General features: G+C 68.8%; 26 protein-coding genes and 1 pseudogene. 11 read left to right on the top strand and 16 right to left on the bottom strand.

Features of this window, described 5'->3' with window-relative positions:
* The first annotated feature begins 49 nt into the window (after positions 1-49).
* From B0W80_RS02325 to B0W80_RS02335, 3 genes are all read left to right on the top strand, one after another.
* A complete protein-coding gene (locus B0W80_RS02325) occupies positions 50-754 on the top strand; it encodes a Crp/Fnr family transcriptional regulator (RefSeq protein ID WP_076997490.1) in 705 nt (234 codons plus the stop codon).
* Positions 755-919: 165 nt separating this feature from the next.
* Complete coding sequence (locus B0W80_RS02330) at positions 920-1,810, top strand: 3-keto-5-aminohexanoate cleavage protein (protein WP_076997491.1); 891 nt, start codon at positions 920-922, stop codon at positions 1,808-1,810.
* A gap of 43 nt (positions 1,811-1,853) precedes the next feature.
* Positions 1,854-2,852, top strand: coding sequence for a Bug family tripartite tricarboxylate transporter substrate binding protein (locus B0W80_RS02335; protein ID WP_076997492.1), 999 nt, complete (start codon positions 1,854-1,856; stop codon positions 2,850-2,852).
* A gap of 11 nt (positions 2,853-2,863) precedes the next feature.
* Here the strand turns inward: B0W80_RS02335 and B0W80_RS02340 are convergent, their stop codons facing one another.
* Positions 2,864-3,718 carry a fumarylacetoacetate hydrolase family protein gene (locus B0W80_RS02340; RefSeq protein ID WP_076997493.1) on the bottom strand — a complete coding sequence of 285 codons (855 nt, stop codon included), beginning with the start codon at positions 3,716-3,718 and terminating at the stop codon, positions 2,864-2,866.
* 10 nt (positions 3,719-3,728) lie between these two features.
* Complete coding sequence (locus B0W80_RS02345; protein WP_076997494.1) at positions 3,729-4,544, bottom strand: alpha/beta fold hydrolase; 816 nt, start codon at positions 4,542-4,544, stop codon at positions 3,729-3,731.
* A gap of 122 nt (positions 4,545-4,666) precedes the next feature.
* Between B0W80_RS02345 and B0W80_RS02350 the strand changes: the two genes are divergently transcribed.
* Positions 4,667-5,653 (top strand): LysR family transcriptional regulator, encoded by a 987-nt coding sequence (locus tag B0W80_RS02350; RefSeq protein WP_179106812.1) that lies wholly within the window; start codon positions 4,667-4,669, stop codon positions 5,651-5,653.
* 25 nt (positions 5,654-5,678) lie between these two features.
* Here the strand turns inward: B0W80_RS02350 and B0W80_RS02355 are convergent, their stop codons facing one another.
* From B0W80_RS02355 to B0W80_RS02365, 3 genes are all read right to left on the bottom strand, one after another.
* The gene (locus B0W80_RS02355; RefSeq protein WP_076997496.1) at positions 5,679-6,644 is read right to left on the bottom strand and encodes a tripartite tricarboxylate transporter substrate binding protein; all 966 of its coding nucleotides are present in this window, start codon (positions 6,642-6,644) and stop codon (positions 5,679-5,681) included.
* Positions 6,641-7,198, bottom strand: coding sequence for a hypothetical protein (locus B0W80_RS35340; RefSeq protein ID WP_076997497.1), 558 nt, complete (start codon positions 7,196-7,198; stop codon positions 6,641-6,643). The genes B0W80_RS02355 and B0W80_RS35340 overlap by 4 nt, the downstream gene beginning before the upstream one ends.
* 97 nt (positions 7,199-7,295) lie before the next feature.
* A complete protein-coding gene (locus B0W80_RS02365) occupies positions 7,296-7,742 on the bottom strand; it encodes an SRPBCC family protein (RefSeq protein ID WP_076997498.1) in 447 nt (148 codons plus the stop codon).
* 172 nt (positions 7,743-7,914) lie between these two features.
* On the opposite strand from B0W80_RS02365, the gene B0W80_RS02370 reads away from it, so the two are divergent.
* A complete protein-coding gene (locus B0W80_RS02370; protein WP_076997499.1) occupies positions 7,915-8,994 on the top strand; it encodes a hypothetical protein in 1,080 nt (359 codons plus the stop codon).
* A gap of 5 nt (positions 8,995-8,999) precedes the next feature.
* Here B0W80_RS02370 and B0W80_RS02375 read toward each other — a convergent pair whose 3' ends face one another.
* Genes B0W80_RS02375 through B0W80_RS02395 form a run of 5 tightly spaced genes read right to left on the bottom strand, consistent with a single transcriptional unit; the run spans position 9,000 to position 14,090 of the window.
* On the bottom strand, positions 9,000-9,842 hold the full coding sequence (locus B0W80_RS02375) for a citryl-CoA lyase (RefSeq protein WP_076997500.1): 843 nt from the start codon (positions 9,840-9,842) through the stop codon (positions 9,000-9,002).
* Positions 9,839-11,041: a CaiB/BaiF CoA-transferase family protein gene (locus B0W80_RS02380; protein WP_076997501.1), complete on the bottom strand. Its 1,203-nt coding sequence runs from the start codon at positions 11,039-11,041 to the stop codon at positions 9,839-9,841. The genes B0W80_RS02375 and B0W80_RS02380 overlap by 4 nt, the downstream gene beginning before the upstream one ends.
* A 12-nt stretch (positions 11,042-11,053) precedes the next feature.
* Entirely contained in the window at positions 11,054-12,016 is a 963-nt protein-coding gene (locus tag B0W80_RS02385; RefSeq protein ID WP_076997502.1) for a tripartite tricarboxylate transporter substrate binding protein, read from the bottom strand.
* A gap of 25 nt (positions 12,017-12,041) precedes the next feature.
* The gene (locus B0W80_RS02390) at positions 12,042-13,016 is read right to left on the bottom strand and encodes a tripartite tricarboxylate transporter substrate binding protein (RefSeq protein ID WP_083745140.1); all 975 of its coding nucleotides are present in this window, start codon (positions 13,014-13,016) and stop codon (positions 12,042-12,044) included.
* A 39-nt stretch (positions 13,017-13,055) separates the two neighbouring features.
* The gene (locus tag B0W80_RS02395; protein WP_373038106.1) at positions 13,056-14,090 is read right to left on the bottom strand and encodes an amidohydrolase; all 1,035 of its coding nucleotides are present in this window, start codon (positions 14,088-14,090) and stop codon (positions 13,056-13,058) included.
* A gap of 234 nt (positions 14,091-14,324) precedes the next feature.
* On the opposite strand from B0W80_RS02395, the gene B0W80_RS02400 reads away from it, so the two are divergent.
* Positions 14,325-15,137 (top strand): IclR family transcriptional regulator, encoded by an 813-nt coding sequence (locus B0W80_RS02400; RefSeq protein WP_076997504.1) that lies wholly within the window; start codon positions 14,325-14,327, stop codon positions 15,135-15,137.
* Positions 15,138-15,164: 27 nt separating this feature from the next.
* Here B0W80_RS02400 and B0W80_RS02405 read toward each other — a convergent pair whose 3' ends face one another.
* Genes B0W80_RS02405 through mnmH form a run of 3 tightly spaced genes read right to left on the bottom strand, consistent with a single transcriptional unit; the run spans position 15,165 to position 17,991 of the window.
* The gene (locus B0W80_RS02405) at positions 15,165-15,701 is read right to left on the bottom strand and encodes a TlpA disulfide reductase family protein (RefSeq protein ID WP_143684445.1); all 537 of its coding nucleotides are present in this window, start codon (positions 15,699-15,701) and stop codon (positions 15,165-15,167) included.
* Between the two features lie 20 nt (positions 15,702-15,721).
* Positions 15,722-16,834 (bottom strand): transglutaminase-like domain-containing protein, encoded by a 1,113-nt coding sequence (locus B0W80_RS02410; protein WP_076997506.1) that lies wholly within the window; start codon positions 16,832-16,834, stop codon positions 15,722-15,724.
* 50 nt (positions 16,835-16,884) lie between these two features.
* Complete coding sequence (gene mnmH, locus B0W80_RS02415; protein WP_076997507.1) at positions 16,885-17,991, bottom strand: tRNA 2-selenouridine(34) synthase MnmH; 1,107 nt, start codon at positions 17,989-17,991, stop codon at positions 16,885-16,887.
* Positions 17,992-18,050: 59 nt separating this feature from the next.
* Between mnmH and selD the strand changes: the two genes are divergently transcribed.
* The 5 genes and pseudogenes from selD to B0W80_RS02440 all read left to right on the top strand — a co-directional run bounded on the left by selD (position 18,051) and on the right by B0W80_RS02440 (position 21,664).
* On the top strand, positions 18,051-19,118 hold the full coding sequence (gene selD / locus B0W80_RS02420) for a selenide, water dikinase SelD (protein ID WP_179106813.1): 1,068 nt from the start codon (positions 18,051-18,053) through the stop codon (positions 19,116-19,118).
* A 198-nt stretch (positions 19,119-19,316) separates the two neighbouring features.
* Positions 19,317-19,450, top strand: a pseudogene (locus tag B0W80_RS36115) (Fe-Mn family superoxide dismutase); the annotation flags it as partial.
* A gap of 30 nt (positions 19,451-19,480) precedes the next feature.
* The gene (locus B0W80_RS02430; protein WP_143684446.1) at positions 19,481-20,389 is read left to right on the top strand and encodes a ZIP family metal transporter; all 909 of its coding nucleotides are present in this window, start codon (positions 19,481-19,483) and stop codon (positions 20,387-20,389) included.
* Positions 20,386-20,847: a DUF2325 domain-containing protein gene (locus B0W80_RS02435; protein ID WP_256856450.1), complete on the top strand. Its 462-nt coding sequence runs from the start codon at positions 20,386-20,388 to the stop codon at positions 20,845-20,847. The genes B0W80_RS02430 and B0W80_RS02435 overlap by 4 nt, the downstream gene beginning before the upstream one ends.
* Positions 20,848-21,022: 175 nt before the next feature.
* The gene (locus B0W80_RS02440) at positions 21,023-21,664 is read left to right on the top strand and encodes a dihydrofolate reductase family protein (protein ID WP_076997608.1); all 642 of its coding nucleotides are present in this window, start codon (positions 21,023-21,025) and stop codon (positions 21,662-21,664) included.
* Here the strand turns inward: B0W80_RS02440 and B0W80_RS02445 are convergent.
* Genes B0W80_RS02445 through B0W80_RS02455 form a run of 3 tightly spaced genes read right to left on the bottom strand, consistent with a single transcriptional unit; the run spans position 21,645 to position 24,178 of the window.
* Positions 21,645-21,902, bottom strand: coding sequence for a hypothetical protein (locus B0W80_RS02445; RefSeq protein ID WP_076997509.1), 258 nt, complete (start codon positions 21,900-21,902; stop codon positions 21,645-21,647). The genes B0W80_RS02440 and B0W80_RS02445 overlap by 20 nt on opposite strands.
* A gap of 59 nt (positions 21,903-21,961) precedes the next feature.
* Entirely contained in the window at positions 21,962-23,140 is a 1,179-nt protein-coding gene (locus B0W80_RS02450; protein ID WP_076997510.1) for a CoA transferase, read from the bottom strand.
* Between the two features lie 42 nt (positions 23,141-23,182).
* On the bottom strand, positions 23,183-24,178 hold the full coding sequence (locus tag B0W80_RS02455) for a tripartite tricarboxylate transporter substrate binding protein (RefSeq protein ID WP_256856451.1): 996 nt from the start codon (positions 24,176-24,178) through the stop codon (positions 23,183-23,185).
* Positions 24,179-24,180: the final 2 nt, after the last annotated feature.

The following is a 24,180-nucleotide window of genomic DNA, read 5'->3' on the forward strand; positions in this document are numbered from 1 at the left end:
CACCGACACTTGAGACCAGGGTTTCCACTTAGCCCCACAGGAGACATGCATGACGCGCCCCCAGCGGACCACCGCCGCCTCGCTCACGCTCGACGAGCTGCTGGACCAGTCCGAATGGTTCATCCGGCTCGACGAGGACGCGCGCCGCCAGGTCAGGGCCGACATCTCCGAGCGCGCCGTCGCGCAGGGTGCCTCGCTGGGCAGCTTCGGCGAGCACCAGCGCGCCTGGTTCGGCGTGCTCGAAGGGCTGGTCAAGTGGGCCATCACCGCGCGCGACGGCCGCGCCGTCACGCTGGGCGGCCAGTCGGTGGGCAGCTGGTTCGGCGAGGGCACGCTCATTCGCGCCACGCCGCGCCAGTCCGACCTGGTCGCGCTGCGCCATTCGCGCGTGGCGATGCTTCCGCTCGACACCTTCGACTGGCTGCGCCGCAACCGGCCCGCCTTCAACGACTTCCTGCTGCAGCAGGTGAACGAGCGCCTGCACTGGTTCATGGGCAACTTCGCGGCGCAGGGCCTGCTCGACATCGATGCCCAGGTGGCGCGTGCGCTCGTCGGCATGGTCAACCCCTTGCTCAATCCGCGCGGCGAGCGGCACCTGCAGCTGTCGCAGGAAGAGCTCGCCAACCTGGCGGCCGTGTCGCGCCAGAGCTGCAACGCCGCGCTCAAGCGGCTCAAGGATGCGGGCGTGGTCCGCGGCGAGTACGGCGGCATCGAGGTCATCGACCTGGCCGCGCTGCAGCGGCTGGCGGAGTAACGCCGGCGCCGCCGGGCGCGACAGGCCCGCGTTAACCCTGAGCCGAACTGTCGGCGCATCGACTGTGGCGAAAGCCACCCTCCGGAATCATGCGTGCCATGACGAAGCCCGGCGCCCCGGCGCGCGGCCTTCGCTTCCACAGCAACCGCATCCAAGGAGAGCCGCATGCCCAAGCCCAAGGTCATCGTGACCATCGCCCCCACTGGCGGAATGGCCACGAAGAAGATGAACCCGCACCTGCCGACCCAGCCGGAGGAGATCGCGGAAGACACCTACCGCTGCTACAACGCCGGCGCCAGCCTGGTGGCGGTGCACGCACGCCGCGCCGACGACCAGGCCACCTGCGAGCCCGCGGTCTACACCCGCATCAACCGCCTGATCCGCGACAGGTGCGACATCGTGCTGAACAACTCCACCGGCGGCGGCATCGACGGCGACATGGTGCGCCCGCTGCCCAATGGGCTGTGGGAAATCCAGTGGGAAGAGCGCCTGAAAGGCATGGAAGGCGAAGGCGTCGAGATGTGCACGCTCGACGCGCAGACCGTGATCGCGAGCTTCGACCGCAAGGAGATCCTCGTCGCCACGCCGCCGTCGCGCATCCGCGAGATCGCGCAGAGGATGCAGGCCCGCGGCATCAAGCCCGAATGGGAGGTCTTCGGCCTGGCCGACCTGGTGCAGGACGTGCCACGGGCGCTGGCCGAGGGCGTGGACGAGGCGCCGCATTTCATCAACATCGTGATCGGCGCGAATGCCTTCCAGGGCGCCCTGCCTTACACGCCCAAGATGCTGCAGCTCATGGTGGACCACCTGCCGCCGCGCTCGGTCTTCAACGTCAGCGCGATCGGCGCGGCGCAACTGCCCGCCGCGATGAACGCGCTGCTGCTCGGCGGCCACGTTCGCGTGGGACTGGAGGACAACCTGTACTTCGAGCACGGCGTGCTCGCGACCAACGTTCAGCTGGTCGAACGCATCGTGCGGCTCGTGCGCGAGATGGGCTACGAGCCTGCCACGCCCAGCGAGGCGCGCGAAATCATCGGGCTGCGGCCCCTGCGCTGAGATGGCGCCCGTTCACACCTTCATCCGTCATCGAGAGACACCCATGTTCACCCGCCGCCACCTCATCACCACCGCGCTGTCGACCCTCGGCACCGCGACCCTTCTCGCAGCCGCTGCACCGGCCGGCGCGCAAACCGTGCTCAACAAGCCCGTCAAGACCGTCGTCGGATTCCCGGCCGGCGGCGCGGCCGATTCCGTGGCACGGCTGCTGGCCGAGCAATTGCGCGGCAGCTATGCGCCGACCGTGCTCGTCGACAACAAGCCCGGCGCCGGCGGGCGGCTGGGCGCGCAGACCGTGAAGGCCGCCGAGGCGGACGGCAGCGTGATCCTGCTGACCCCGGCATCGATCCTGACCATCTACCCGCACGTCTACAAGAAGCTGGGCTACGACTCGCTGGCGGACTTCACGCCCGTGGGCTCGGTCGCGAAGGTGACCTTCGCGCTCAGCGTGAGCCGCGCCGTGCCGGCCAGCGTCAAGACGGTGTCCGACTACGTCGCCTGGGCCAAGGCCAACCCCAAGGACGCCAACTTCGGTTCGCCCGCGGCGGGCGCCACGCCGCACTTCGTCGGCACCATGCTGGCCCGCGCAGGGGGAGTGCCGCTCAATCACATCCCCTTCAAGGGTGGTGCGCCACTGGTGGCCGACCTGTTGGGCGGCCAGGTGCAATCGGGTGTGAACGTGTTGCCCGAAGTGCTGCCTCACGCGCCCGACGGAAAGCTCCGCATCCTGGCCGTCAGCGGCGCGAAGCGTTCGCCCTTCCTGCCGAACGTGCCGACCATGGCCGAGAGCGGCTTCAAGGACGTGGCGGCGGACGAGTACTTCGGCGTGTTCGCGCCGGCGAAGACGCCACCCGCGGTGGTGGCCCGACTCAACGCCGCCATCCGCACAGCGTTGAAGGCCAAGCCGATGATCGCCGGGCTGGAGAAGCTGTCCTTCGAGGTGGCCGGCGAACCGGCGCCCGAGTTCGACAAGATCGTCCGCGACGAACTCGTGCGCTGGGGGCCGGTCGTCAAGGCATCGGGCTTTTCGTCGGAGGACTGAGGGCGGAGAGGTCAGTCGATGCTGGCCTGCACCGCACGCTGGCGTTGCTCGCCGAGCCCGTCGATCCCGAGCCGCATCGTCTGCCCTGCACGCAGGTACACCGGCTCCGGCTTCTGGCCCATGCCCACGCCGGGCGGCGTGCCGGTGGCGATGATGTCGCCGGGCTGCAGGCTCATGAAGCGGCTCACGTAGGCCACGAGGGTCGGCACGTCGAAGATCATGGTTCGCGTGTGGCCGGTCTGGTAGCGCTTGTCGTCCACGTCCAGCCACAGCGCGAGCGCTTGCGCGTCGGGCAGTTCGTCGCGAGTCACCAGCCAGGGGCCGAGCGGCGCGAAGGTGTCGCAGCCCTTGCCCTTGTCCCATTGGCCGCCGCGCTCGAGCTGATACGAGCGCTCCGACACGTCGTTGACGATGCAGTAGCCGGCGACGTGCTGCAGCGCGTGGTCCTTCGCGATGTAGCGGCCCGGCTTGCCGATGACGATGCCGAGCTCGACTTCCCAGTCCACCTTCTCGGCGTCCGGCGGAATCTCGACGTCGTCGTTCGGGCCGCAGATCGCGCTGGTGGCCTTGAGGAAGACGATCGGCTCCTTGGGCAGCGGCATGTTCGCCTCGGCGGCATGGTCCGAGTAGTTGAGGCCGATGCAGACCAGCTTGCCGACCTGCGCCACGCAGGGCCCCAGGCGCGGGTTGCCTTGCACAAGCGGAAGCGCGTCGATGTCCAGGGTGGCGAGGCGGTCCAGCGACGCGGGCAGCAGGGCGCTGCCGTCCAGGTCCGGCAAGTACGCGGAAAGGTCGCGGATGCGGCCCTGCGCGTCGAGCAGGCCCGGCCGTTCCTGGCCGGCGATGCCATGGCGAAGCAGTTTCATCGCAGCTCCCTCACTCGGCGTCGGCTTGGTCGCCGAAGTGCTGCTGGAGCGCGGCGATGAACTCTGCCGGGTTCAGCAGGGCCGGGTAATGTCCGCCCGTCGCGAAGCGGAACTGGCGGCTGTCGGCATAGCGCTCGCGCATGGCGGCGCGCGTGGGGCCGTCCACCACCGGATCGTCGTCGGCGTCGAGCACGGCGATCGTCTCCGCGGGCTTCGACACCTTCGGCAGCACCTTCGTGCCGAGCACCGCCAGCAGCACCGCCTTCGCCATCTCGGCCGTCTGCGCGGGGCCGACCAGCGCCAGCATGGTCTTCTTGAAGTCGGCCTTCTCGGGCGTGTCTTCCGGCGCCGACTGCAGCTGCTTGATCGAGTTGGCCAGGTGCGTGTCGGCCGGCGTCTTGCGCAGCGCGTCGCGCGACATCTTGTTGCGCAGCCAGGCCGCGTCGTAGAAGGTGTTGGCGAACATGCAGCGGCGAACGCGCTCCGGCGCCTGCAGCGCACAGGCCTGCGCGAGGTAGCCGCCGAGCGAGCTGCCGAAGAGATCGAAGCGCTCGATGCCGGCCTCCGACAGCGCGGCCAGCAGGCCCGTTGCCAGCAGGTCCGCATCGTCGAGCGCGGGGTAGCTCACGCTCACGATGCGCCGCGTGTCGCGCAAGCCTTCGATCGCGCGGAAGAGCACGTCGCCCGTCGCGCCCGCGCCGGGCAGCATCACGAGCGGGATGCGATCGGCGTCCTGGTCGGTGTCGCGAAAGACCCAGGTGGCGCCTGCGACGGTGCAGGAGGTGGAGGGGAAGCGGCGTTGAAATTCGGCCAGTGCAATGTTCACGAGAGTCCTTCGGGAAAAGCGTCATTCGACCAGCGGCCGCCGCTGCCCACAAGAAAGCCGGTCGAATGGCGCCATTCGGCAGACCGATGCCCGAATGGGCGATCCGCGGCCAGAATGCCGGGGTGATCCCGCCCAGAAAGAACATCGACCTCAACCTGCTCGTCTGCCTGGACGCGCTCTTGACGGAGGGCTCGGTCACCCGCGCGGCCGAGCGGCTGAACATGAGCCAGCCCGGCATGAGCCACGCACTGTCACGCCTGCGCACGTTGACCGGCGACGCGCTGTTCGTGCGCACCGGCAACGACTTCATCCCCACCGAGCGCGCGCAGGTGCTGAGCGGCAAGGTGCGCTCCAGCCTAGCGGCGCTGGAAGAGATCTTCTCCGAGGAAGGGCCGTTCGACCCCGCGTCGACGGCCGGCACGCTCACGGTGGCCGCGGTCGACTCGGTCAGCTTGATGATCGTGCCGCGGCTCACGCAAGCGTTGGCGCAGCAGGCACCCCTGATCAAGCTGCACGTGCGGCTGCCCGATCCCGACAAGCTGCACGGATGGCTGGCCGAGGGCGAGTGCGACATCGCACTCGGCTACTTTCCCGACCCGATGCCCGAGCTGCGCGCGAGCGAGCTGTTCGGCCAGACGCTGTCGTGCATCAGCGGCCCCCGGTACCCGGGCCACGGCCAGCCCATGGATGTGGCGCGATACGTGGCGGCGAGCCACGTCGTCTTCGGTTCGCCGTTCTCGCTGCGCTCGCCCATGGAAAGCGCCATCGACGACGCGCTGGCCGCGCAGGGCATGGAACGAACGCGCACGGTGCAGGTGTCGTCGATGCTGCTGGTGCCGTACGTGGTCGCCAACTCGTCGCATGTTGCCGCGCTGCCGGATGCGCTGGCCCGCCATTGCGCGAGCTTCCTGCCGCTGGCGCTGTGTCCGTTGCCCGTGAAGGTCGAGCCGATCGTCATTCGCATGCTGTGGCACGAGCGCACCCATCGCGTCGGCTTGCAGCGCTGGGTGCGCAGCCTGATCCGGTCGACCATGCAGGAAGTGGCGCGGGACCAGGGCGTGTCGCCGCTGGCCGCCGGTGCCGACGACCTCCCTGCGATCGACGGCTAGGGCGGCTGGGGCCTGTCAACAGGCCCTAGTCCATCGAGATGTGGCGGGCCTTGATGATGCGCCCCCACTGCTCGGATTCGCGCTCGATGGCTGCCGCCATCTCCTGCGGCGAACTCGTCATCGGCGTGGAGGCCAGGTCCGCGATGCGCTTCTGCATCTCGGGCGTGCGCGTGATGCGGGCGAATTCGGCGTTGAGCTTGGCGATCACCTCGGCCGGCGTGCCCGCTGTGACCCACACGCCCTGCCATCCGGTGAGGTTGAGGCCCGGCACGGCCTCGTTCATGGCCGGCACGTTGGGCAGGTCGGCCACGCGCTTCTCGGAGGTCACGGCCAGCCCCTGCACCTTGCCCGACTTGACGAGCGGCACGCCCGATGGAAACGGCTCGAAGAGCATTGCCACCTGGCCGCCCATCACGTCCGCCACCATGCCCTGCTTGTAGGGCACGTGCAGCATCTGCACCTTCGCGCGGTCCTGGATCAGCTCGAAGCCCAGGTGCGAGGCCGTGCCCGGGCCGTAGCTGGCATAGGCCACCTTGCCCGGGTTCTTGCGGGCATAGTCGATCACGCCGGCCAGGTCGTGCGCCGGCAGGTCGTTGTTGCCCAGCAGCACGTAGGCCGTCGACAGCGTCTGCGTCACGGGCGCCAGGTCACGCACCATGCTGTAGCCGAGCCTGGAGAACAGGTGCGGGTTCATGGTGGGAATCTGGTTGTAGGCGTAGAGCACCCTGTAGCCGTCGTGCGGCGCCTTGGCCACGAACTCGGCGCCGATGTTGCCCGAGGCGCCGGCCTTGTTCTCGACCGTGAAGGGCTGGCCCAGCGAGCGGCCCAGCTGTTCGGCGTAGAGCCGCGCCAGCACGTCGGGGCCGCTGCCCGCCGGTGCGGGCACGATGATGCGAACCGGCCGCGTGGGGTAGGGCGCCTGTGCCGAGGCGGTGCCGGCCAGCGCTGCGGCGCCGAGCCCGGCGATCAGGATGCGTGCGAAGGTCTTCATGCCGCGATCTTCTGCTGCCCGGCCGCCTCGGCCTGCGCCATCCGCGCCACGCCTTCGGGCGAATACTCTGCGCCCGGCGAATCGCCGCCGATGATGCCCAGCAGAAGGCCTTCGCGCTCGCCTTCGGCGGCCTCGATGCATTCGAAGCGGCGCTGCGCGCCGATCGGGCAGGCGATGAAGTCTTGCGGCCCCAGGGCTACCGCTTCGATGCCGTGCTCGCCCTCGAACTCGATCTTCCAGCGGCCCTTGATGACGAGAAAGGTCTCGACCGTGTCGTGGTTGTGCATGAGCACGCCCTTGCCCGGCTCCGCCGCGACGTAGGCCACGCCGAAGCCGGCCTTCAGGTGCGTGATGCGTGCGCGCGCCTTGTCGCCGAAGGGCGAGTACTGGCCTTCCGCCTTGGGCTGCTCGAAGCCCAGCACGTTGAGAAAGGTGCGCCGGCTTTCGGGCAGCACCATGTCGGGCAGCCCTTCGCTGCAGCGGCTCAGGTCGGCGAAGCGTGCGACGCAGCGCTCGATCTCGCGGGTGGTGGGCTTGATCACGGGGATGGGCATGTCTTTCCTTGGAGTGTGTGGCGGCTATTCGAGCAGCCCATCGACATGCGCACAATCAAGCACGGTGAATGGACGCATTCGCGCGCCCGATGCCTGGCTACCCGGGGATGTCGGGCTCCACCAGCTGCGCCAGCGAGATCAGCGACTCCTGCCAGCCCAGGTAGCACATCTCGACCGGAATCATCTCGGGAATGCCTTCCTGCACCACCGACATGTCGGTGCCGCAGGACACCGCGGTCAGCGTCACGCTGGTCTTCATGGTGCCCGGCAGGTTGGGGTCGTCGAAGCTCGCCTCGTAGGCGATGCGCTTTCCGGGCACGAGCTCCAGGTACTTGCCGCCGAAGGAATGGCTGTTGCCGCTGCCGAAGTTGGTGAAGGACATGCGGTAGCTGCCGCCGACCACGGCGTCCATGCTGTGCACCTTGCCGACGAAGCCGAAGGGCGGCAGCCAGCGCTCGAAGGCGCCGGCGTCGGTGAAGGCGCGGTAGAGGCGATCGGGCGGGCAGCGCAGCACGCGGTGCAGGCGGACGGTATGGGTGGGCATGGCGCGGTCTCCTGTCATGAAGGGGTGAATGCCGATCTTGCGGCGGACGGTGTCGGGCACTGTAGCCGTTGAGTCGACCCCAAGCCAACCCTGCCGGCGCACGGCGAGCGGCAGCTGCTTTGACATCCTCGAGCGCAGGCCCTAGCCTTGCGCAAACGCTGGAGGTACCCGCATGACGTTTCAGGAGTGCGAGAAGATGAGGGCGAAGTGGGCCGCGGACCTCAAGGCCGCCGGCAAGCCAACCCCATCGGGAAAGCTGCTCGACATCAGCGACGCCCTCGGCGCGCTCTGGAGCACCTACCAAGGTTCCAAGCTCGGGCTGTCGATCCTGCTCGAGATGATCGACAGGTGGCACGCCGACAATGCGAGCCCATCGTCGACCGACAAGACATGGCTGGCCGTCACGGCGCTCGAAAGATGGGCGACGACGCTCGTGCACAAGAGCAGCGCTGCCGTCAACGCGCGTGGCGCCGATTTCGGCCAGAAGGTGGTTTCGCAGCGGGCCGCGGTCCTCAAGACCGTCCGGCTGCCGCTCAAGGTCTGCTACGCGATCCGCCAGAAGCAGCAGTGGCCCTCGGAGCGCTTGAAGACCTTCAGTTGGGACACCTACCTGGAGGTGTCGGAGCACGGCCCGGTCATGCTCGTTCGCGTTTTCGCTGCCTACGACCCGGGCGGGCCGCACAGCCAGGCAATCCAGCAGTCGATGAAGAACGTGATCGAGAGTTTCTGGAACGTCGCTCGGGTGAATCTCGGCGACGGACGCAAGGCCCGCGACCTGCAGTTCGACCTGACCTGGGTCGACCCCAGTGCCGGCGCGTATCACCAGCGCATCGTGCCCAAGACCACGCCCATCGGTCCGCCGCCCAAGCCGCTCGACCAGATGAATGCGGCAGAGCTGAAATCATGGCGCGACCAGGTGTCGGAGACCCGCGGCGGCGGCGCCAGCCTCAGCACGTGGGACGTCGAAGATCGCGTCGAGGTGATTCACGAGTTCGGGCACATGATCGGCAACCCCGACGAGTACTACGTCAAGAGCTTCGAGAACGTTCCGACGCCCTACCGTGCGGACATCTACGACAAGCCGGGCTTCACCACCGACAGCATCATGAACAACACCGACAACTACGACAAGAACAACAACAAGTCGTACGGGAAGATTCACCTCCGGCACTTCGACACGGTCAAGCGCGCCGTTCAGGAGTACTTGTCGAACACCGGGCGATCGGGCAACACGGTGACGATCACGCTTTGATTCGGCTACTCGCCGTCGGGCACTTCGCGCTGCGCAGGCCCGTCGTAACGCCAGATGTACTCGCGCGGGATCGGCCCCTTGTTGCGGCCGCCCTGCTGCGTCTGCTCCCAGGCATGCGCCAGGATGCCGACGGAACGTGAGAGGCAGAACAAGCCGCGGGCCAGCGGCGCCGGAAAGCCCAGCTCGGCGTAGATGACGGCGGTCGCGCCGTCGATGTTCATCGGAATGCGCTTGCCGCCCTTGCGGGAGGCCAGCTCGGCTTCGACGCCGCGTGCGATCTTCGCGAAGCGACCGGCGACGTGGCCTGCAGCGGCCGCCTCGTCGACGAGCTCCAGCAGCCGCGGCGCGCGCGGATCGATGGGGTGGAAGCGGTGGCCGAAGCCGGAGACGAACTTGCCGTGCAGCGCGATCGCGTCGTCGAGGCCCGCGCGCACCGCGGCCGCTTCGTCCTCGCCGCGGTCGATGCGGGCCGCGATGTTCATGTACATGTCCACCGCCTGCTCGCCCGCCCCGCCGTGCACGTCGCCGAGCACGTTGACGGCCGAGGCCATCGCGTTGTTGAGGCCGACGCCGCAGGTGGCCGCCATGCGCGCGATGCCGATGCTGGGCGCCTGCGGGCCGTGGTCGACGGCCGACATCAGGGCCGCATCGAGCAGGCGGCCCTGGCCCTCGGTGGGCAGCTCGCCGCGCGTCATGAGCCAGATCATCTGCGCGAAGCTGACGCGGCCGATCAGTTGCTCGATGGGGTAGCCGCGGTAGCGGATCTCGCCGGGCGCCATGTCGATGATCGACGTGCGCCACCAGTCGCGCACGCCTTGCTGGACGTCTTCGACGGTTCTTGTGCTCATATGGCTTGCTCCTGTTGCAGGGATTGGATGTCTTCGGCGCTGAAGCCCAGGTCCGCGAGGATCTCGTGGGTGTGCTGGCCCAGCTCCGGCGGGGGCGCGTCGACCGACGGCGCCTCGCCGTCGAGCTTGAAGCCGGTGCGCACCAGGCGCACGTCGCGCCCCACGCCCGGCACGTTCTTGTAGGTAGCGACCATGCCGCGGCTCGCGATCTGGGGTGCTTCGAGCACTTGCGGCACAGAGTACACCGGGCCGGCCGGCACGCCCACTTCGTTGAAGGCCTGCCACCAGTCTTCGGTCGACCGGCTCTGCATGGCCTGCTCCAGCAGTGCCTTGAGTTCGGTGCGATTCTTGAGCCGCGCGAAGCGATCGGCGAAACGCTCGTCCGCGATCCATTCGGCATGGCCCACGACCCGGCAGACGGCCTCGAACTGCTCCTGCTTGTTGGCTGCGATGTTGATCAGCCCGTCGCCGGTCTTGAAGGTGCCCGAGGGGCTGGCGGTGACGTTGTCGTTGCCCATCGGCGCCGGCACGCGGCCGGCCACCAGGTAGTTGGAGACGGCCCATCCCATGGTGGCCATCGTGGCCTCGAGCATCGACACGTCGATGAAGACGCCCTCGGTGCGCTGCCGGTTGGCCAATGCGGCCGCCACCGCGAACGCGGCGGTCATGCCGCCGATCGTGTCGGCCACCGGGTAGCCGACGCGCAGGGGCGCGCATGCGTCGTTGCCGGTGATGCTCATCACGCCCGACATGCCCTGGATGATCTGGTCGTAGGCCGGCAGGTCGCGCAGCGGGCCCGACTGGCCGAAGCCGGAAATGGCGCAGTAGACGAGGCGCGGGTTCTCTTCCAGCAGCGCGGTGTAGCCCACGCCCAGGCGGTCCATCACGCCGGGCCGGAAGTTCTCCACCACCACGTCGGCGGTCTTCACGAGCTTGCGAAAGACGCTCTTGGCCCGCGCGTTCTTGAGGTTCAGCGTGATGGAGCGCTTGCCCGGGTTCTGGGCCAGGAAGGACACGCCCATGTTGCGGCGGTTGAGTTCGACGTCCGCGCCGAGCTGCCGTGCCAGGTCGCCGGTCTCGCGGGCTTCGACCTTGATGACGTCGGCGCCCATGTGGGCCAGCTGGTGGCAGCAGAAGGGGCCGGCCAGAACGTTGGTGAGGTCGAGGACGCGGACGCCCTTCAGCGGTTGAATGGCCATGGCACGCTCCGCCTACTCGGGCTTGATGCCGGCTTGCTTGATCACGGCGCTCCAGCGCTGGATCTCGCTGGCGACGAGCTGCGTGGCCTGCGCGGGCGTGTTGCCGACCACGGTCAGGCCCATCTCGGCGATCTTCTTGCGTGCTTCGGGTTGCGCCAGTGCCGTGTTGATGTCCTTGTTGAGCTTGTCGACGACGGCCTGCGGCGTGCCGGCGGGCGCACCGATGCCGATCCAGTAATCCATGTCCATCTTCGGAATGCCGGCCTCCTTGGCCGAGGGCACGTCGGGCAGCATCGCGTTGCGCTCGTTGCCCGTCACCATGAGCGCCTTGAGCTTGCCGCTCTTGATGTGGGGCAGTGCAGTGGGCACCGACGTGATCAGGGCCTGCACCTGGTTGCCCATCAAGTCGGTCAGCACCGCGCCGGCGCCCTTGTAGGGCACGTGCACGATGTTCGTTCCGGTCGTGCTCTTGAACAGCTCGCCGGCCAGGTGGGTGTTGGTGCCGTTGCCGCCCGAGCCGTAGTTGAGCTTGCCGGGCTGCGCCTTGGCCAGCGCGATGAATTCCTGCACGTTCTTGGCGGGCACGGACGGATTCACCACGAGCACGTGCGGCACTTTCACGGCCGTCGTGATCTGGGTGAAGGCCTTCTGCGGGTCGAAGGGCATGCTCGGCAGCAGCCCGGCGGCGATCGCGTACGACAACTCGACCGTCAGCAGGTTGGTGCCATCCGGCGCGGCGCGTGCCGCGGCGCCCCAGCCGATCAGGCCGCCGCCGCCCGTGCGGTTGTCGACGATCATGGGTTGTCCCACGGTCGGCGCGGCGAACTGCGCGATGACGCGGGTCGCGAGGTCCGCGCTGCCGCCGGGTGCATACGGCACGATGATCGTGATGGGCTTCTGGGCGAAGGCAGGGCTGCCGAATAAGAGGGCCGCGCCGGCGATGGCGAGGCTGCGGCGAACGAGGTCGATGCGCATGAGAGGTCTCCGTTTGGTTGGGTGGTCAATCGAGCTTGGCGCCCGACTCGCGAACCGCGGCGCCCCAGCGCGTCTGCTCGCTTTTCATGAAGCTGCCGAGCTCGGCCGGCGTGCCGCCGCGCGCCACGCTGCCTTCGTCCTTGAGCCGCGCGATCACCTCGGGGCGCGTGAGCGCGGCGTTCATTACCTGGTTGATGCGGGTGATGGCCTCGGGCGGCGTGCCGGCCGGCGCGACGACGGCCTTCCAGTCTTCGGCCACGAAGCCCGCATAGCCCGACTCGGCGATGGTCGGCACATTGGGCAGCACCTCGAGGCGCTTCTGCGAGGTCACGGCCAGCGCGCGCAGCTTGCCGCTCTTGATCAGCGAAATCACGCTGGGCGGCGTGGCGAAGTAGTAGTCGGTGGTGCCGCCCATCAGGTCGGTGGTGGCGGGGCCGGCGCCCTTGTAGGGCACGTGCATCATCTTGACGCCGGCCCGCTTGGCGAACATCTCGCCTGCGATGTGGCCCACGGTGCCGGTGCCGGCCGATGCCATCGTGAGCTGCTTCTGTTCCGACTGCGACTTCAGGTCGGCCAGGGTCTTGATCGGTGACTCGGCGCGCACGACCAGCACCACGGGCTGCGATGCCAGCAGCACCACCGGCGCGAAGTCCTTGGCCGCATCGAAGGGCATCTTGGTGTACAGCGTCGGGTTGATGGCGAGGTTGGCCGTCTGCCCCGTGCCCAGCGTGTAGCCGTCTTTCTTCGCCTTCGCCACGGCGTCGAGGCCGATGTTGCCGCCGGCGCCCGGCTTGTTGTCGACCACGAAGCTCAGCTTGTCCTTGAGCGTCACTTCGTTGGCCACGAGCCGCGTCAACACGTCGGTGCCGCCGGCGGGCGGGAACGGCACGATCACCTTGATGGGCTGGCTTGGGTAGCCGGCCTGGGCCAGGGCACTGGCTGCCAAGAAAGACGCACCGATGGCCAGTGCGCCGCGAACCAGGATCTGTCGAGCTTGCATGAGGTCTCCGTTGGAAAAGAGGGTGAGATGAGGGGCGGGTCAGTCCAGCCGGTACACGCGGCTGGCCGTGCCTTCGAAGAGGGCCTGGCGTTCGTCCGCGCCGGCGCCGGCGGCCAGGCGCTTGAAGGCGTTCCACAGCGTGCGGTAGCCGTACGAGCCCTTGTCGACGGGGAAATTGCTTTCGAACATGCAGCGCTCGGCGCCGAAGGCTTCGATGCAGGTTTCCATCCACGGACGCCAGGTGTCTGCGAGCTGCTGCGAGCTCGGCGGCCGTTCGCCGAGTTCGAATTCGAATCCGTTGATGCGCATGCCCAGGCCGCCCAGCTTGACGAACACGTTCGGCAGCGTCGCGAGTTCGCGGATAGAGGTCGACCAGAGGCCGAAGATCTCTGCGCGGCGTTCTTCGTAAGCGCCGATGCGCACGATGCCGCCGCAGTGGTTGATGACGATCGCGGTGTCGGGGAAGGCCTTGGCGAGGTCGAGCAGTTCGGGCAGTTGCGGGAAGAACAGCCATGCGTCGTACGACAGGCCCAACGGGGCGAGCTGTGCGACGCCCTGGCGGTACACCTTGTCGAGCAGCAGGCCGCGCGGTGCGGCCGACAAGGGGTTCACCAGCGAAGGATGCGCGTCCCAGGTCGTGAGATGCCGCACGCCGCGGAAGCGGCCGGCGCCCGCCTCGATGTGGGCCTCCAGCACCTCGCGCACGTCCGCGCCGAGGCGCAGGTTGCCGTAGCCCACGATGCCGTGGGCGAGCTTCGGGGCCTCGCCGTTCGGCGTAGCGGTCGAAGCGACGACGAAGCTTGTTTCACCGATCGGCTTCAGGGCCTCCGGGCCTTCCGTGCGGTAGCGCGTCAGCGCCTGCATGTAGACGGAGGCGCGCACGTCGTGGCCCGTGCGCGTGTCGGCCAGGTAGTCGTCGGCGAGGTAGACCCAGCCCAACCGGTCGTAGAAATGGTGGTGCGCGTCGACGATCGGCAGCTCCGGCAGCAGGACGGGCTCTTCCGGCGCCAGGGCCAGCCAGTCGTCGCGCACGGGCAAGTAGTTGCCGCTCATGAACGCGTCCCTCGGCCGCATGGGGTCGGGTGCGAGCGAGCTGGGCTCGGAGGCATGTTGGAGGGCTGGTTCATTTGTCTCTGGACTGAGCGTTGAGTTCTGTTAGAAAGAACTGTGATCTATCAAACAGAACTATAAGCGGACTCTAACGCATGGTTTCGAGGGTTAACCCTGGTTGGAGCCGCGCTGGCGACGCCGGTCGTGACCCACATCGACCCGTGCCAAACTCCGCGCTTGCCCTTCACATCCACAGCCATGACCGCAGACGCGCTCGATCCACCCGCCGCGGAAACGGCCCCTGCAGACACCAGCGGCGTCGCGGTCCTCGACCGCGCCTTCGCGCTGCTCGCGGCCTTCGGTCCGGCCGACGAACGGCTCACCATGACCGAGCTGTCCCGCCGCACCGGCATGTACAAGAGCACGGTGCTGCGATTGCTCGCCGCGCTCGAACACGGCGGCTTCATTCGCAAGCTGCAGGACGGGCAGTACGCCGTCGGCCCGCAGCCGTTGCGCCTGGCCGCCATCTACCAGCGCTCGTTCCACGTCGGACACGTCATCGAGCCTTTGCTCAAGACCCTGAGCACCACGAGCGGCGAGACCGCGTCCTTCTACGTCCGGCATGGCGAGTCGCGCATCGCGGTGTTTCGCGTGGAGCCGGCCCGCTCGGTGCGCGCGTCCGTCGCGATCGGTCAGGCCTATCCGGTGGCCCAGGGCGCGTCGGGCAAGGTGCTGCTCGCCTTCACCGAAGCGCCGAGCGCGGCCAGCGAGTCGATCCGCGATCGGCTCTGGGCGGTGTCGTACGGAGAGCGCGACCCAGACACGGCCTCCGCCTCGGCGCCGGTCTTCTCGGTCACGGGCGAACTGCAGGGCGCCATCGCGATATCGGGGCCGCGCCAGCGGCTCGCGCCGCCCGAGGCCATGCTCGCCGCCTGCCGCGACGTGCTCAGGGCCGCGGGCGAGGCCACGCGAGGCTTGGGCGGCGATGCCGCGCCTTACGAAGCCAGCGCGAGCGGGCTCCGTTCGGACATGTTCGGCCAGCCGGCCTCAGGCTCGCCTGCCGGCACTTAGCGTCGACGCGGGCTGCGTCGTTTCGCGTTATCCGGCGCCGACGCTTTCGAGCGCCTCCAGCACAGGCGGCGCGGTCCAGTCGATCTCGCCGAAGGCACTGAAGCGCGGCCGTCCCTTGGCGTCGAGCACGAAGCTCGCCGGCAATCCGCGCGCACCCCAGGCGCGCAGCTGGGTCTGGCTGCGGTCGAGCAGCACGGTGCCGTGGATCGGCACCTCTTGCAGAAAGTGGTCGACGCGCTCCGGCATCTCGCCATGGTTGACGGCCAGCAGCCGCAAGCCTCGCGCGGCGTAGCGGTCCATCGCCGCGTTGAGCGTGGGCAGCTCGAGCCGGCACGGCGCGCACCAGCTTGCCCAGAAGTTGATGACGAGCGCGTGGCCGACGAAGTCGGCGAGGGAGCGGGCCTCGCCCGACTTCAGGTCGACGGCCTGCAGGCCGGGCCGCGCCTTGGGCTGCCAGGGCGACAGCGTGTTGGCGCTTTCGGCTGCGGCGCATGCACTCGGCAATGCCATCGCGAAGCCCGCCGCCAGCACCGCACGCCGACGCGGCTCGACTGGCGTGCGCACTCTGCGACGGCCTGCGCCGATCAGGCCGCCACGCGGGTCGAGCGGATGGCGTACCTGAAGGTCGCCGGGTCCAGGCTGTCCAAGCGGCCCTTGACGGTCTCGCCGTTCGGGTACATCAGGAACGCGACCGGCGGGCTCTGCCGGCTGCTGCCGGGCAGGCGAAGGTCTTCAGCGCTGCTGTAGCCCATCCAGTTCATTTCCCACGCGCCGAACAGCATCGCATTGGCGGCGCGCACGCGGGCATCGGTGGCGGGCAGGCCGCCTTTTTCTTCTTCGAGCATGACCTTGCGCACGTCCGCCGGGTCGACGGGCACCCAGCCGATGCCCTGTGCGTAGAACTCGGCGCGGCAATGCTGGGCCCGGGAGATGTCGCCGCTCTTGCCCATGCTCTTGTAGCCGCGTGCCGAATCGTCCACGCGCACGCCGTACACGTCGCGTGCGGGCACGCCGCCGGCACGCGACAGCGCGACGAACAGGCCGTTGAGGTCGGCACACTTGCCGCCCAGGTTGCCGGTGGTCAGCAATGCCTTCACGTCGCCCGTGCCACAGCCGCGCACGGCGCCTTCGCGGTGGCAGTTGGCGACGATCCAGTCGTAGATGGCCTTGGCTTTTTCGATGTCGGTCTGCGCACCGGCGTCGCGCACGATCTTGCGCGCGGTGTCCGCCACGACGCCATCGAGCGGCTTGTAGTCGCTGGCACGCAGCCAGGGCCGCAGCGACTGGGCGCTCGCAGGATTCGCGTTGGGGGCGGCATCGCCCAGGTCGACGGCCCGGTCGCGCAAGGCCACGCGGTTGCTCAGCGTGAGCTGTTGGGCGGCGCCCGGGTCGGCCCACTCGACCATCAGCATGCGGGCCCCGTCGTTGCCCGTGACCACCTTGGCCTGCTTCGCGCCCGGTGCGTCGAAGCGGGTGTCGAGGAGGCGCTGGTAGGCACCCGACGCGTCGGCCAATTGCCGGGCCGGCAGCGGCACCCACACGCGGCCTTGCGCCGTGCGCTCGCTCAGCTCGACGGTGGTGACGACGTCGTAGGCGCGCCAGTCCGCGGCGGCCGCCTGGGTGGACGACAGGGGGCGTGCCACGGCCAGCGAGGGCAGGGCGATGGCGGAAAGGCTGAGGAAGTGGCGGCGTTGCATGTGAAGTCTCCTATCGGTGGATTGGATGTCTGGAACGCGCACCGCATTATTCACGCGGGCGGCGCAGACGTGTGTGGATGAGTCGAACGCCGGTCCCCGAGCCGCTGGATCGCGTCGGCCACGTCGTCGATGCCCGATGGCGTCAGCTCGGAAGCCTGCACGCGGTCGCGCAGTTGCCAACCCGCGAAGTGCCGCGCCTGAGAGCGCCCGTAGTGCGGATCGTAGTGCAGGCGCATGAGCTCGCCGAAGAGCGGCGGCAAGTCGCCTGCCAGCGCCCAGGCCTGCCAGCGTTGCACGGTCTCCTTGCCCTGCATTTCCTTGAGCCGCCCCAGCGTCGCTGCCAGTGCGTCGCGATCGTCGCCCAGGTACGCGTAGTCGCGCAGCAGAAAGGCGAGTCGCGCCTCGGGCGATGCCTCGATCTCGATGCAATGCGCCGCGCGCATCTTCTCCACCAGCGGCACCGGCAGCGCGATGCGGCCGATGCGTGCGCTCTCGCCTTCGACGTAGAGCGGGCGTGCCAGGTCCACCGCTTCGAGCACGGTCGCCAAGCGCGTCTCGAACTGCTTTTGCGAGGGCTGCGGCACGCCGGGCCAAGCACCCAGCAGCGAGCCCTTGTGGCTGGCGCAGTGTTCCAGGTCGAGCACCTGCTCGCCGCGCGCGGCCAGTGCTTCGAGCACGCGCGTCTTGCCGCTGCCGGTGGCGCCGCAGATCACCTGCAGGCGCAGCAGCGGCACGACCGCCTCGACGATTTCGAGCACGTGCCGGCGAAAGGACTTGTAGCCGCCGGCGAGCTGGCGCGCGTCCCAGCCGACCAGGCGCATCCAGTTCACCATCGAGCCGCTGCGCAGCCCGCCGCGCCAGCAATAGACCATCGGGCGCCAATCGGCGGGCTGCTCGGCCCATCGCTCGCGCAGGTGGCGCGCAAGGTTGGCGGCGACCATCGCGCCGCCCACGCGCCGCGCTTCGAAGGCGCCTGTCTGCTTGTAGAGCGTGCCGACGATCCGGCGCTCGTCGTCGTCGAGCACCGGGCAGTTGATGGCGCCGGGAATGTGGTCGATCGCGAACTCGGCCGGCGAGCGCGCGTCGATGATGGTGTCGAAGTCGTGCCGGTCGGTCACGCGGGTCGGTTGGCGGCGGGGGTCGTTGTCGTTGGCCATGGGCAGCTCGAGTGTGCGCCTGTCGTTGTGGAAATCGATGCGACTTCGATAATCGCCCGATGACCGCCACCCTCATGAACCCGCTCGCCCCCTTGCGCCTGACCAGCTTTTCGCACGGCGGCGGCTGCGGTTGCAAGATCGCGCCGGGCGTGCTGTCTGAGATCCTGAAGGGCAGCGCAGGCGGCTTCATTCCGCCCGAGCTGATTGTCGGCATCGAGACCGCCGACGACGCGGCGGTCTACAAGCTCAACGACGAGCAGGCGCTGGTCGCCACCACCGACTTCTTCATGCCGATCGTGGACGACCCCTACCAGTTCGGCCGCATCGCCGCGACCAACGCCATCAGCGACGTCTACGCCATGGGCGGCAAGCCGATCATGGCGCTGGCCCTGGTCGCGATGCCGGTCGGCCAGCTGCCCGTCGAAGTCATCGGCGACATCGTGCGCGGCGGGCAGGACGTGTGCCGCGTCGCAGGCATTCCCATCGCCGGCGGCCACACCATCGATTCGGTCGAGCCCATCTACGGCCTCGTCGTGATGGGCCTGGTGCATCCCGACCAGGTGCGGCGCAATGCTGGTGCCAAGGCGGGCGACGTGCTGGTGCTCGGCAAGCCGCTCGGCGTCGGCGTGCTGTCGGCGGCACTCAAGAAGGAGCAACTGAGCGAGGCGGGCTACCGGCAGCTCATCGACACCACGACCCGGCTCAACACGCCCGGCATCGCGCTGGCGGGGCTCGACGGCGTGCATGCGCTGACCGATGTCACGGGCTTCGGTCTGGCCGGGCACGCGCTCGAACTGGCGCGCGGGGCCGGCCTTGCTGCGGTGATCGAGTGGTCGCGCGTGCCCTTGCTCGACGGCGTGGACGCGATGGTGGCCGAGGGCTTCGTGACCGGCGCTTCATCACGCAACTGGGCGGGCTACGGCGCCGAGGTCGATCTGGCCGACGGCTTGCCGTCCACCGCGCAGGCGCTGCTCAGCGATCCGCAGACCTCGGGCGGGCTGCTCGTGAGCTGCGACGCGGGCGCGGTCGCAGCAGTGTTGAAGGTGTTCAGGGACGAGGGCTTCGCATTGGCGGCCGTCATCGGCCGGGTGGAGCAGGGCCCGCCGACCTTGCGCGTGACGCGCTGATCGGGCTTGCAGTAGACGTCGCAAATGAGAATGGCTATCATCTAGACGCCCGAGTACGTAAGTCTTGTTCGACGCAAAGGGCTCCGAAAAGGAGTTGTCGATGGAGACTTTCGCCACCAAAGCCGCGCTCGCCTGCTCCGTCAGCGGCTGGCCAATCGCGGCGGTGATGCCGTCGACCCCCTCGCGGCCGAAGGCGGAGGCCTCGGCGTGTGGGAGTGCGCTGACTGTCTCTGCTACCAGAATCGTCGCCCTGGAACCGTTGCGGCGTTCTACAACGTGATGCCTGGGCGGACGTCGCGCGGCGCGACGTTCACGCGCGCCGCGTGGCCTGATGCGTGGGCCTCAAGCACAGATCGATCGACATGAACGAAATCCGCAGCGAAGCCATCCCCGTGGAACGCACCCGTGTGCGCGCATGGATCGGCCGCGCCATCGCCTGCGCCGGCGTGATCGTGCTGTTGGTGCAGTCGTGGCAATTCGTGTCGACGCATCCGGTGGTGCTCAGCGCCTTGATCGGCGGCTCGGCCGCGGCGCTCGCCACGGCGCTCGGCACGCTGCCGGTGCTGCTGTCGCAACGCCTGTCCGACCGCGTGCAGGACACGCTGTTCGGCTTCGGCGCCGGCGTGATGCTCGCTGCCAGCGCCTTCTCGCTGATCATTCCGGGCATCGCGGCGGCGAAGGAGGTCGGCGTTTTCGGCGGCAGCGCGTGGGCCGCCGGCGGCGTGGTCGGCGCATCGATCCTGCTGGGCGCGCTGGCGCTGCTGATGATGGAGCGCGTGCTGCCGCACGAGCATTTCATCAAAGGCCGCGAAGGCAACGCCGCACGCAAGCTGCGCCGCACCTGGCTGTTCGTGATCGCCATCGCCCTGCACAACCTGCCCGAAGGCCTGGCCATCGGCGTGGGCTATGCCGGCAACGAAGGCTTGCGTGGCAACGCATTGGCCATGGGCATCGCCATCCAGGACGTGCCCGAGGGGCTGGTGGTCGCCGTCGCACTGCTCGGCGCGGGCTACCGGCGCTCCTTCGCGGTGGCGCTGGGCGCGGCGTCGGGGCTGGTCGAGCCCATTGGGGCCGTGCTGGGCGCGGCCGTCATCGGCTATTCGGCGGCCATGCTGCCGTGGGGCCTGGGTTTCGCAGCCGGCGCGATGCTCTTCGTGATCAGCCACGAGATCATTCCCGAATCGCACCGCAAGGGCCACGAGGCCTTCGCCACCGGCGGGCTCATGGTGGGCTTCGTGCTCATGATGCTGCTCGACACCGCGCTGGCATGAACGACAAAGAGATGCCCCCTTCGACGCTGGGCCCGCACGGCATGGACGACATGAACGACCTGGTCGTCGAGCACCGCGCGCTGCTGCGCCACTACGGCCAGGTCCAACTGCGCTGCGGCGAACTCGTCCGCGCGCAGGCCGCCGAGATCGACAAGCTGCGCGCAGAGGCCATCCGCCTGCGCGCCGCCGTCATCGTGCGCGACACCGCGCTGGCATGGCAGAAAGAACAGTGCACCAGCCTCGACGTGCAGGTCGAGAACCTCTCGGCGCTCCACGAGAGCCTGGTCGCCGCAGACCTGGTGATCTGCCAGACCGGCTGCCTGAGCCACGGCGCCTACTGGCGCGTGCAGGACATGTGCCGGCGCACCGGCAAGGCCTGCGTGCTGGTCGAGGAGCCCGACGCGGTGCGCATCGTGCGGCTTCAGAAGCCGGTGCTGCCCGAACCGCACGGGCACTGAGGCAGCGCAGATGGCCCCGCGGCGCGTGCGAGCTCCGTCCCGCCCGCAGGGGCGTGGTTCGCGCGGAGACCCATCGCCCGGATGCCGCGGCATGAATTGCGGCTTCGTTGTCATTGCTGCACCCGTTCACCGCTCCTAGACTGGCCGCATCGAGTCTTACGAGCAGGTGAACAGCATGTCGAAACTTCGATTCCGCATCTCGATGTCGCTGGACGGGTACGTCGCCGGTCCCGGCCAGACCGTGAAGGAGCCGCTCGGCATCGGCGGCGAGCGGCTGCACGAGTGGGTGTTTCCGCTGGAGGCCTGGCGTCGCCCCCACGGCATGAAGGGCGGCGTGGTGAACGAAAGCACGCCGGTGATGGCCGACGAGCTGGCCAACATCGGCGCGACCATCATGGGCCGCAACATGTTCGGCGGCGGGCCTGGTCCGTGGAACGAGGCCGACCCATGGATGGGCTGGTGGGGTCGCAACCCGCCCTTTCACCACCCCGTGTTCGTGCTGACGCATCACGTGCGCGAGCCCTTGGCGATGGAGGGCGGCACGCGCTTCACCTTCGTCACCGACGGCATCGAGAGTGCGCTGGCGCAGGCGCGCCACGCGGCGGGTGGACAGGACGTGGCGTTGGCAGGCGGCGCACGCGCCGCGCAGCAATACTTGAAGGCGGGGCTCGTCGACGAGATGCAGATTCACCTGGCGCCCATCCTGCTCGGCGGCGGCGAGCGCCTGTTCGAGGACGCCGGCGCGCTTCAGGACTTGGCGCTGGTGAAGACCGTCCATGCGCCGGACGTCACGCACCTCAAGTTCGTGAGGACGTAGCAGGCGCTCCCTCGATCACCCGCAAGCGGCGCACGACCAGTTCGTCGATCTCCAGCCGTCGGATGCGCGCCTTGCCGATGAAGAGCCAGCCGATCGACAAGGCACCGATCGCCACTGCGCCCACTGCGATGGCGCCCAGTGCGATCGAGCCCAGTGCGGCGGTGCCGACCGCGTGCGCGCCGGTCGCGGCTGCCGGCAATTTGAGAGAGCGAGCAACGTGCAAGGGCACTGATTTCATAGGCCGCCTCGTTCGAAGAAGACGCGAAGTTTAGGCCTCGGAAGGCGCGCCCCGAGTGCTCAGTCCTGCTTCTGCGACGCGATCACCAGCGACGTGTGCTGCCCCAGCGTCGGCGCCGCGAAAGGCAGCGGCCCGGGCGTGCGGGCGAACTTGATCGGCCGCGTGAAGCCGCGGTACGACCCGAGCGTGGGGTGTTCGAAGGTCGCCACCATGTCTTCCGCCAACACCTGCTCGTTGTCGAACATGTCCTCGACCGTGCGCGCCGCCGCGCAGGGCACGGCTTCGCCGAACAGCGCTTCCCATTCGAGTGCCGTGCGTGCTGCCAGCGCCTGGTGCAGCTTCGGCACGATCTCGGCGGCATGCTGCGCGCGCTTGCGCACGCTGTCGTAGCGTTCGTCGGCCGCCAGCTCGGGCAGGCCCACCTTGGCGCAGAGCGCTTTCCAGAAATGCGGTGTGTTGGCCGAGATGTAGATGTGGCCTTCCTTCGTCGGATGAATGCCGGTGATGCCGCCCGAGCGCATGTCGCGCCCCACGTCCTTGGGCTCGCCCTCGGCCCACACCATGCGGGCCGACTGCATCGTGAGCGCGGCGCGCAGCAGCGACACGCCGACGAACTGGCCCTGGCCGCTCTTCTCGCGCTCGTACAGCGCCGAGGCCACGCCGGCGGCCACCAGCGCGGCGGCGTAGTAATCGACCACCGAGCCGTACAGGATCTCGGGCGGCTCGCCGCGCTTGCCCTGCAGGGCGCACATGCCCGTCATGGTCTGCAGCACCTGGTCGTAGCCGGCCTTTTCCTTCAGCGGGCCGGTTTCGCCATAGCCGGTGACGTTGCAGTAGATCAGGCGCGGATTGATCTCCTTGAGCTGCTCGTAGGCGATGCCCAGCCGCGGCGGCACGTTGGGGCGAAAGTTGTGCACCAGCACGTCGGCCGTGCGCACCAGCGCCATCAGCGCGGCATGGTCCTCCGGCTGCTTCAGGTCGAGCGCCACGCCGAGCTTGCTGCGGTTGACGCCGATGAAGGCGCGGCTCTCGGCTTCGAGTGTGCTGGGGTACTTGCGCAGGTTGTCGCCCGTGGGCGGCTCGATCTTGATGACCTCGGCGCCCTGGTCCGCCAGCAGCGAGCAGCCGTAGGGCCCGGCGATGTAGGCGCTCAGGTCGAGCACCCGCAGGCCGGACAGCGGCCCCTGCGGGCCTTTGCGTGCGGGGAGTGTCGCGTCGGTGCGGGTGTCGGGGTTCATGGCGGTCCTCGGGTCTCGGTTCGCGGGCTTCGGCGCGCGGGCTCAGTCGGCGGTGATGTTCTGTTGCTTGGCCAGCTTCTTCCAGCGCTCCACGTCGTCGGCGATCACCTTGGTGAACTGCGCGGGCGAGATGGGCGTGGCGATCGCGCCTTCCTTCAGGAAATTGGCGGCAAGCTCGGGCTTGGCCAGCGACGTGTTCACGGCCTTGTTCAGCTTGGCGACGATGTCGGCCGGCGTGCCGGCCGGCGCGAGCAGGCCCCACCAGAGTTCGAACTCGTAGCCGGGCACTGCGGTCGCCATCGGCGTCAGGTCGGGCGCGATCGGGCTCGGCTTCAGGCTCGTGATGCCGACCGCGCGCAGCTTGCCGGCGCGCACCATCGGCAGCAGGGACGGGCCGCTCGAAATCAGCAGCTGCGTCTGCCCGCCGACCAGGTCGGTCACGGCCGGGCCCATGCCCTTGTAGGGGATGTGCGTGATGTCGAGCTTGCCGACCTGCGCCTTGAGCAGCTCGGTGCCGAACTGGTTCACGCTGCCCGAACCCGACGACGCGTAGTTGTACTGGGCGGGCTTGGCCTTGATCGCGGCGATCAGTTCGGCGGGCGTCTTGGCCGGGAAGTCGTTGTTCACGGCCACGATGAAGGGGCCTTTGGCGAACATCGCCACCGGCGCGAAGCTCGTGTTCGGGTCGTAGGGAATCTTCGACTGCACGGCCGCGTTGGTCGTCATGCTCGACGACACCGCGACCAGCGTGTAGCCGTCCGGCGCGGCCTTCGCCACCTGGCCGGTGCCCGTGTTGCCGCTGGCGCCGGGGCGGTTGTCGATGATCACCGGCTGCTTGAGCGCATCGCCCAGCTCCTTGGCGACCTGGCGCGCGAAGGTGTCGTTCGATCCGCCCGCCGGGTAGGGCACCACGATCGTGATGGCCTTGTTCGGATAGGCGCCCTGCGCGATGGCGAGGGTCGGCACGATGCAGCAGGCGAGGGCCAGCTTGCGCAGGGAGAAGGGCTTGGCGGCGGTGGCCATGGTGGCGATGGGCATGG

It is taken from the genome of Variovorax sp. KK3 (assembly GCF_001984055.1).
GTDB lineage: Bacteria > Pseudomonadota > Gammaproteobacteria > Burkholderiales > Burkholderiaceae_C > Variovorax.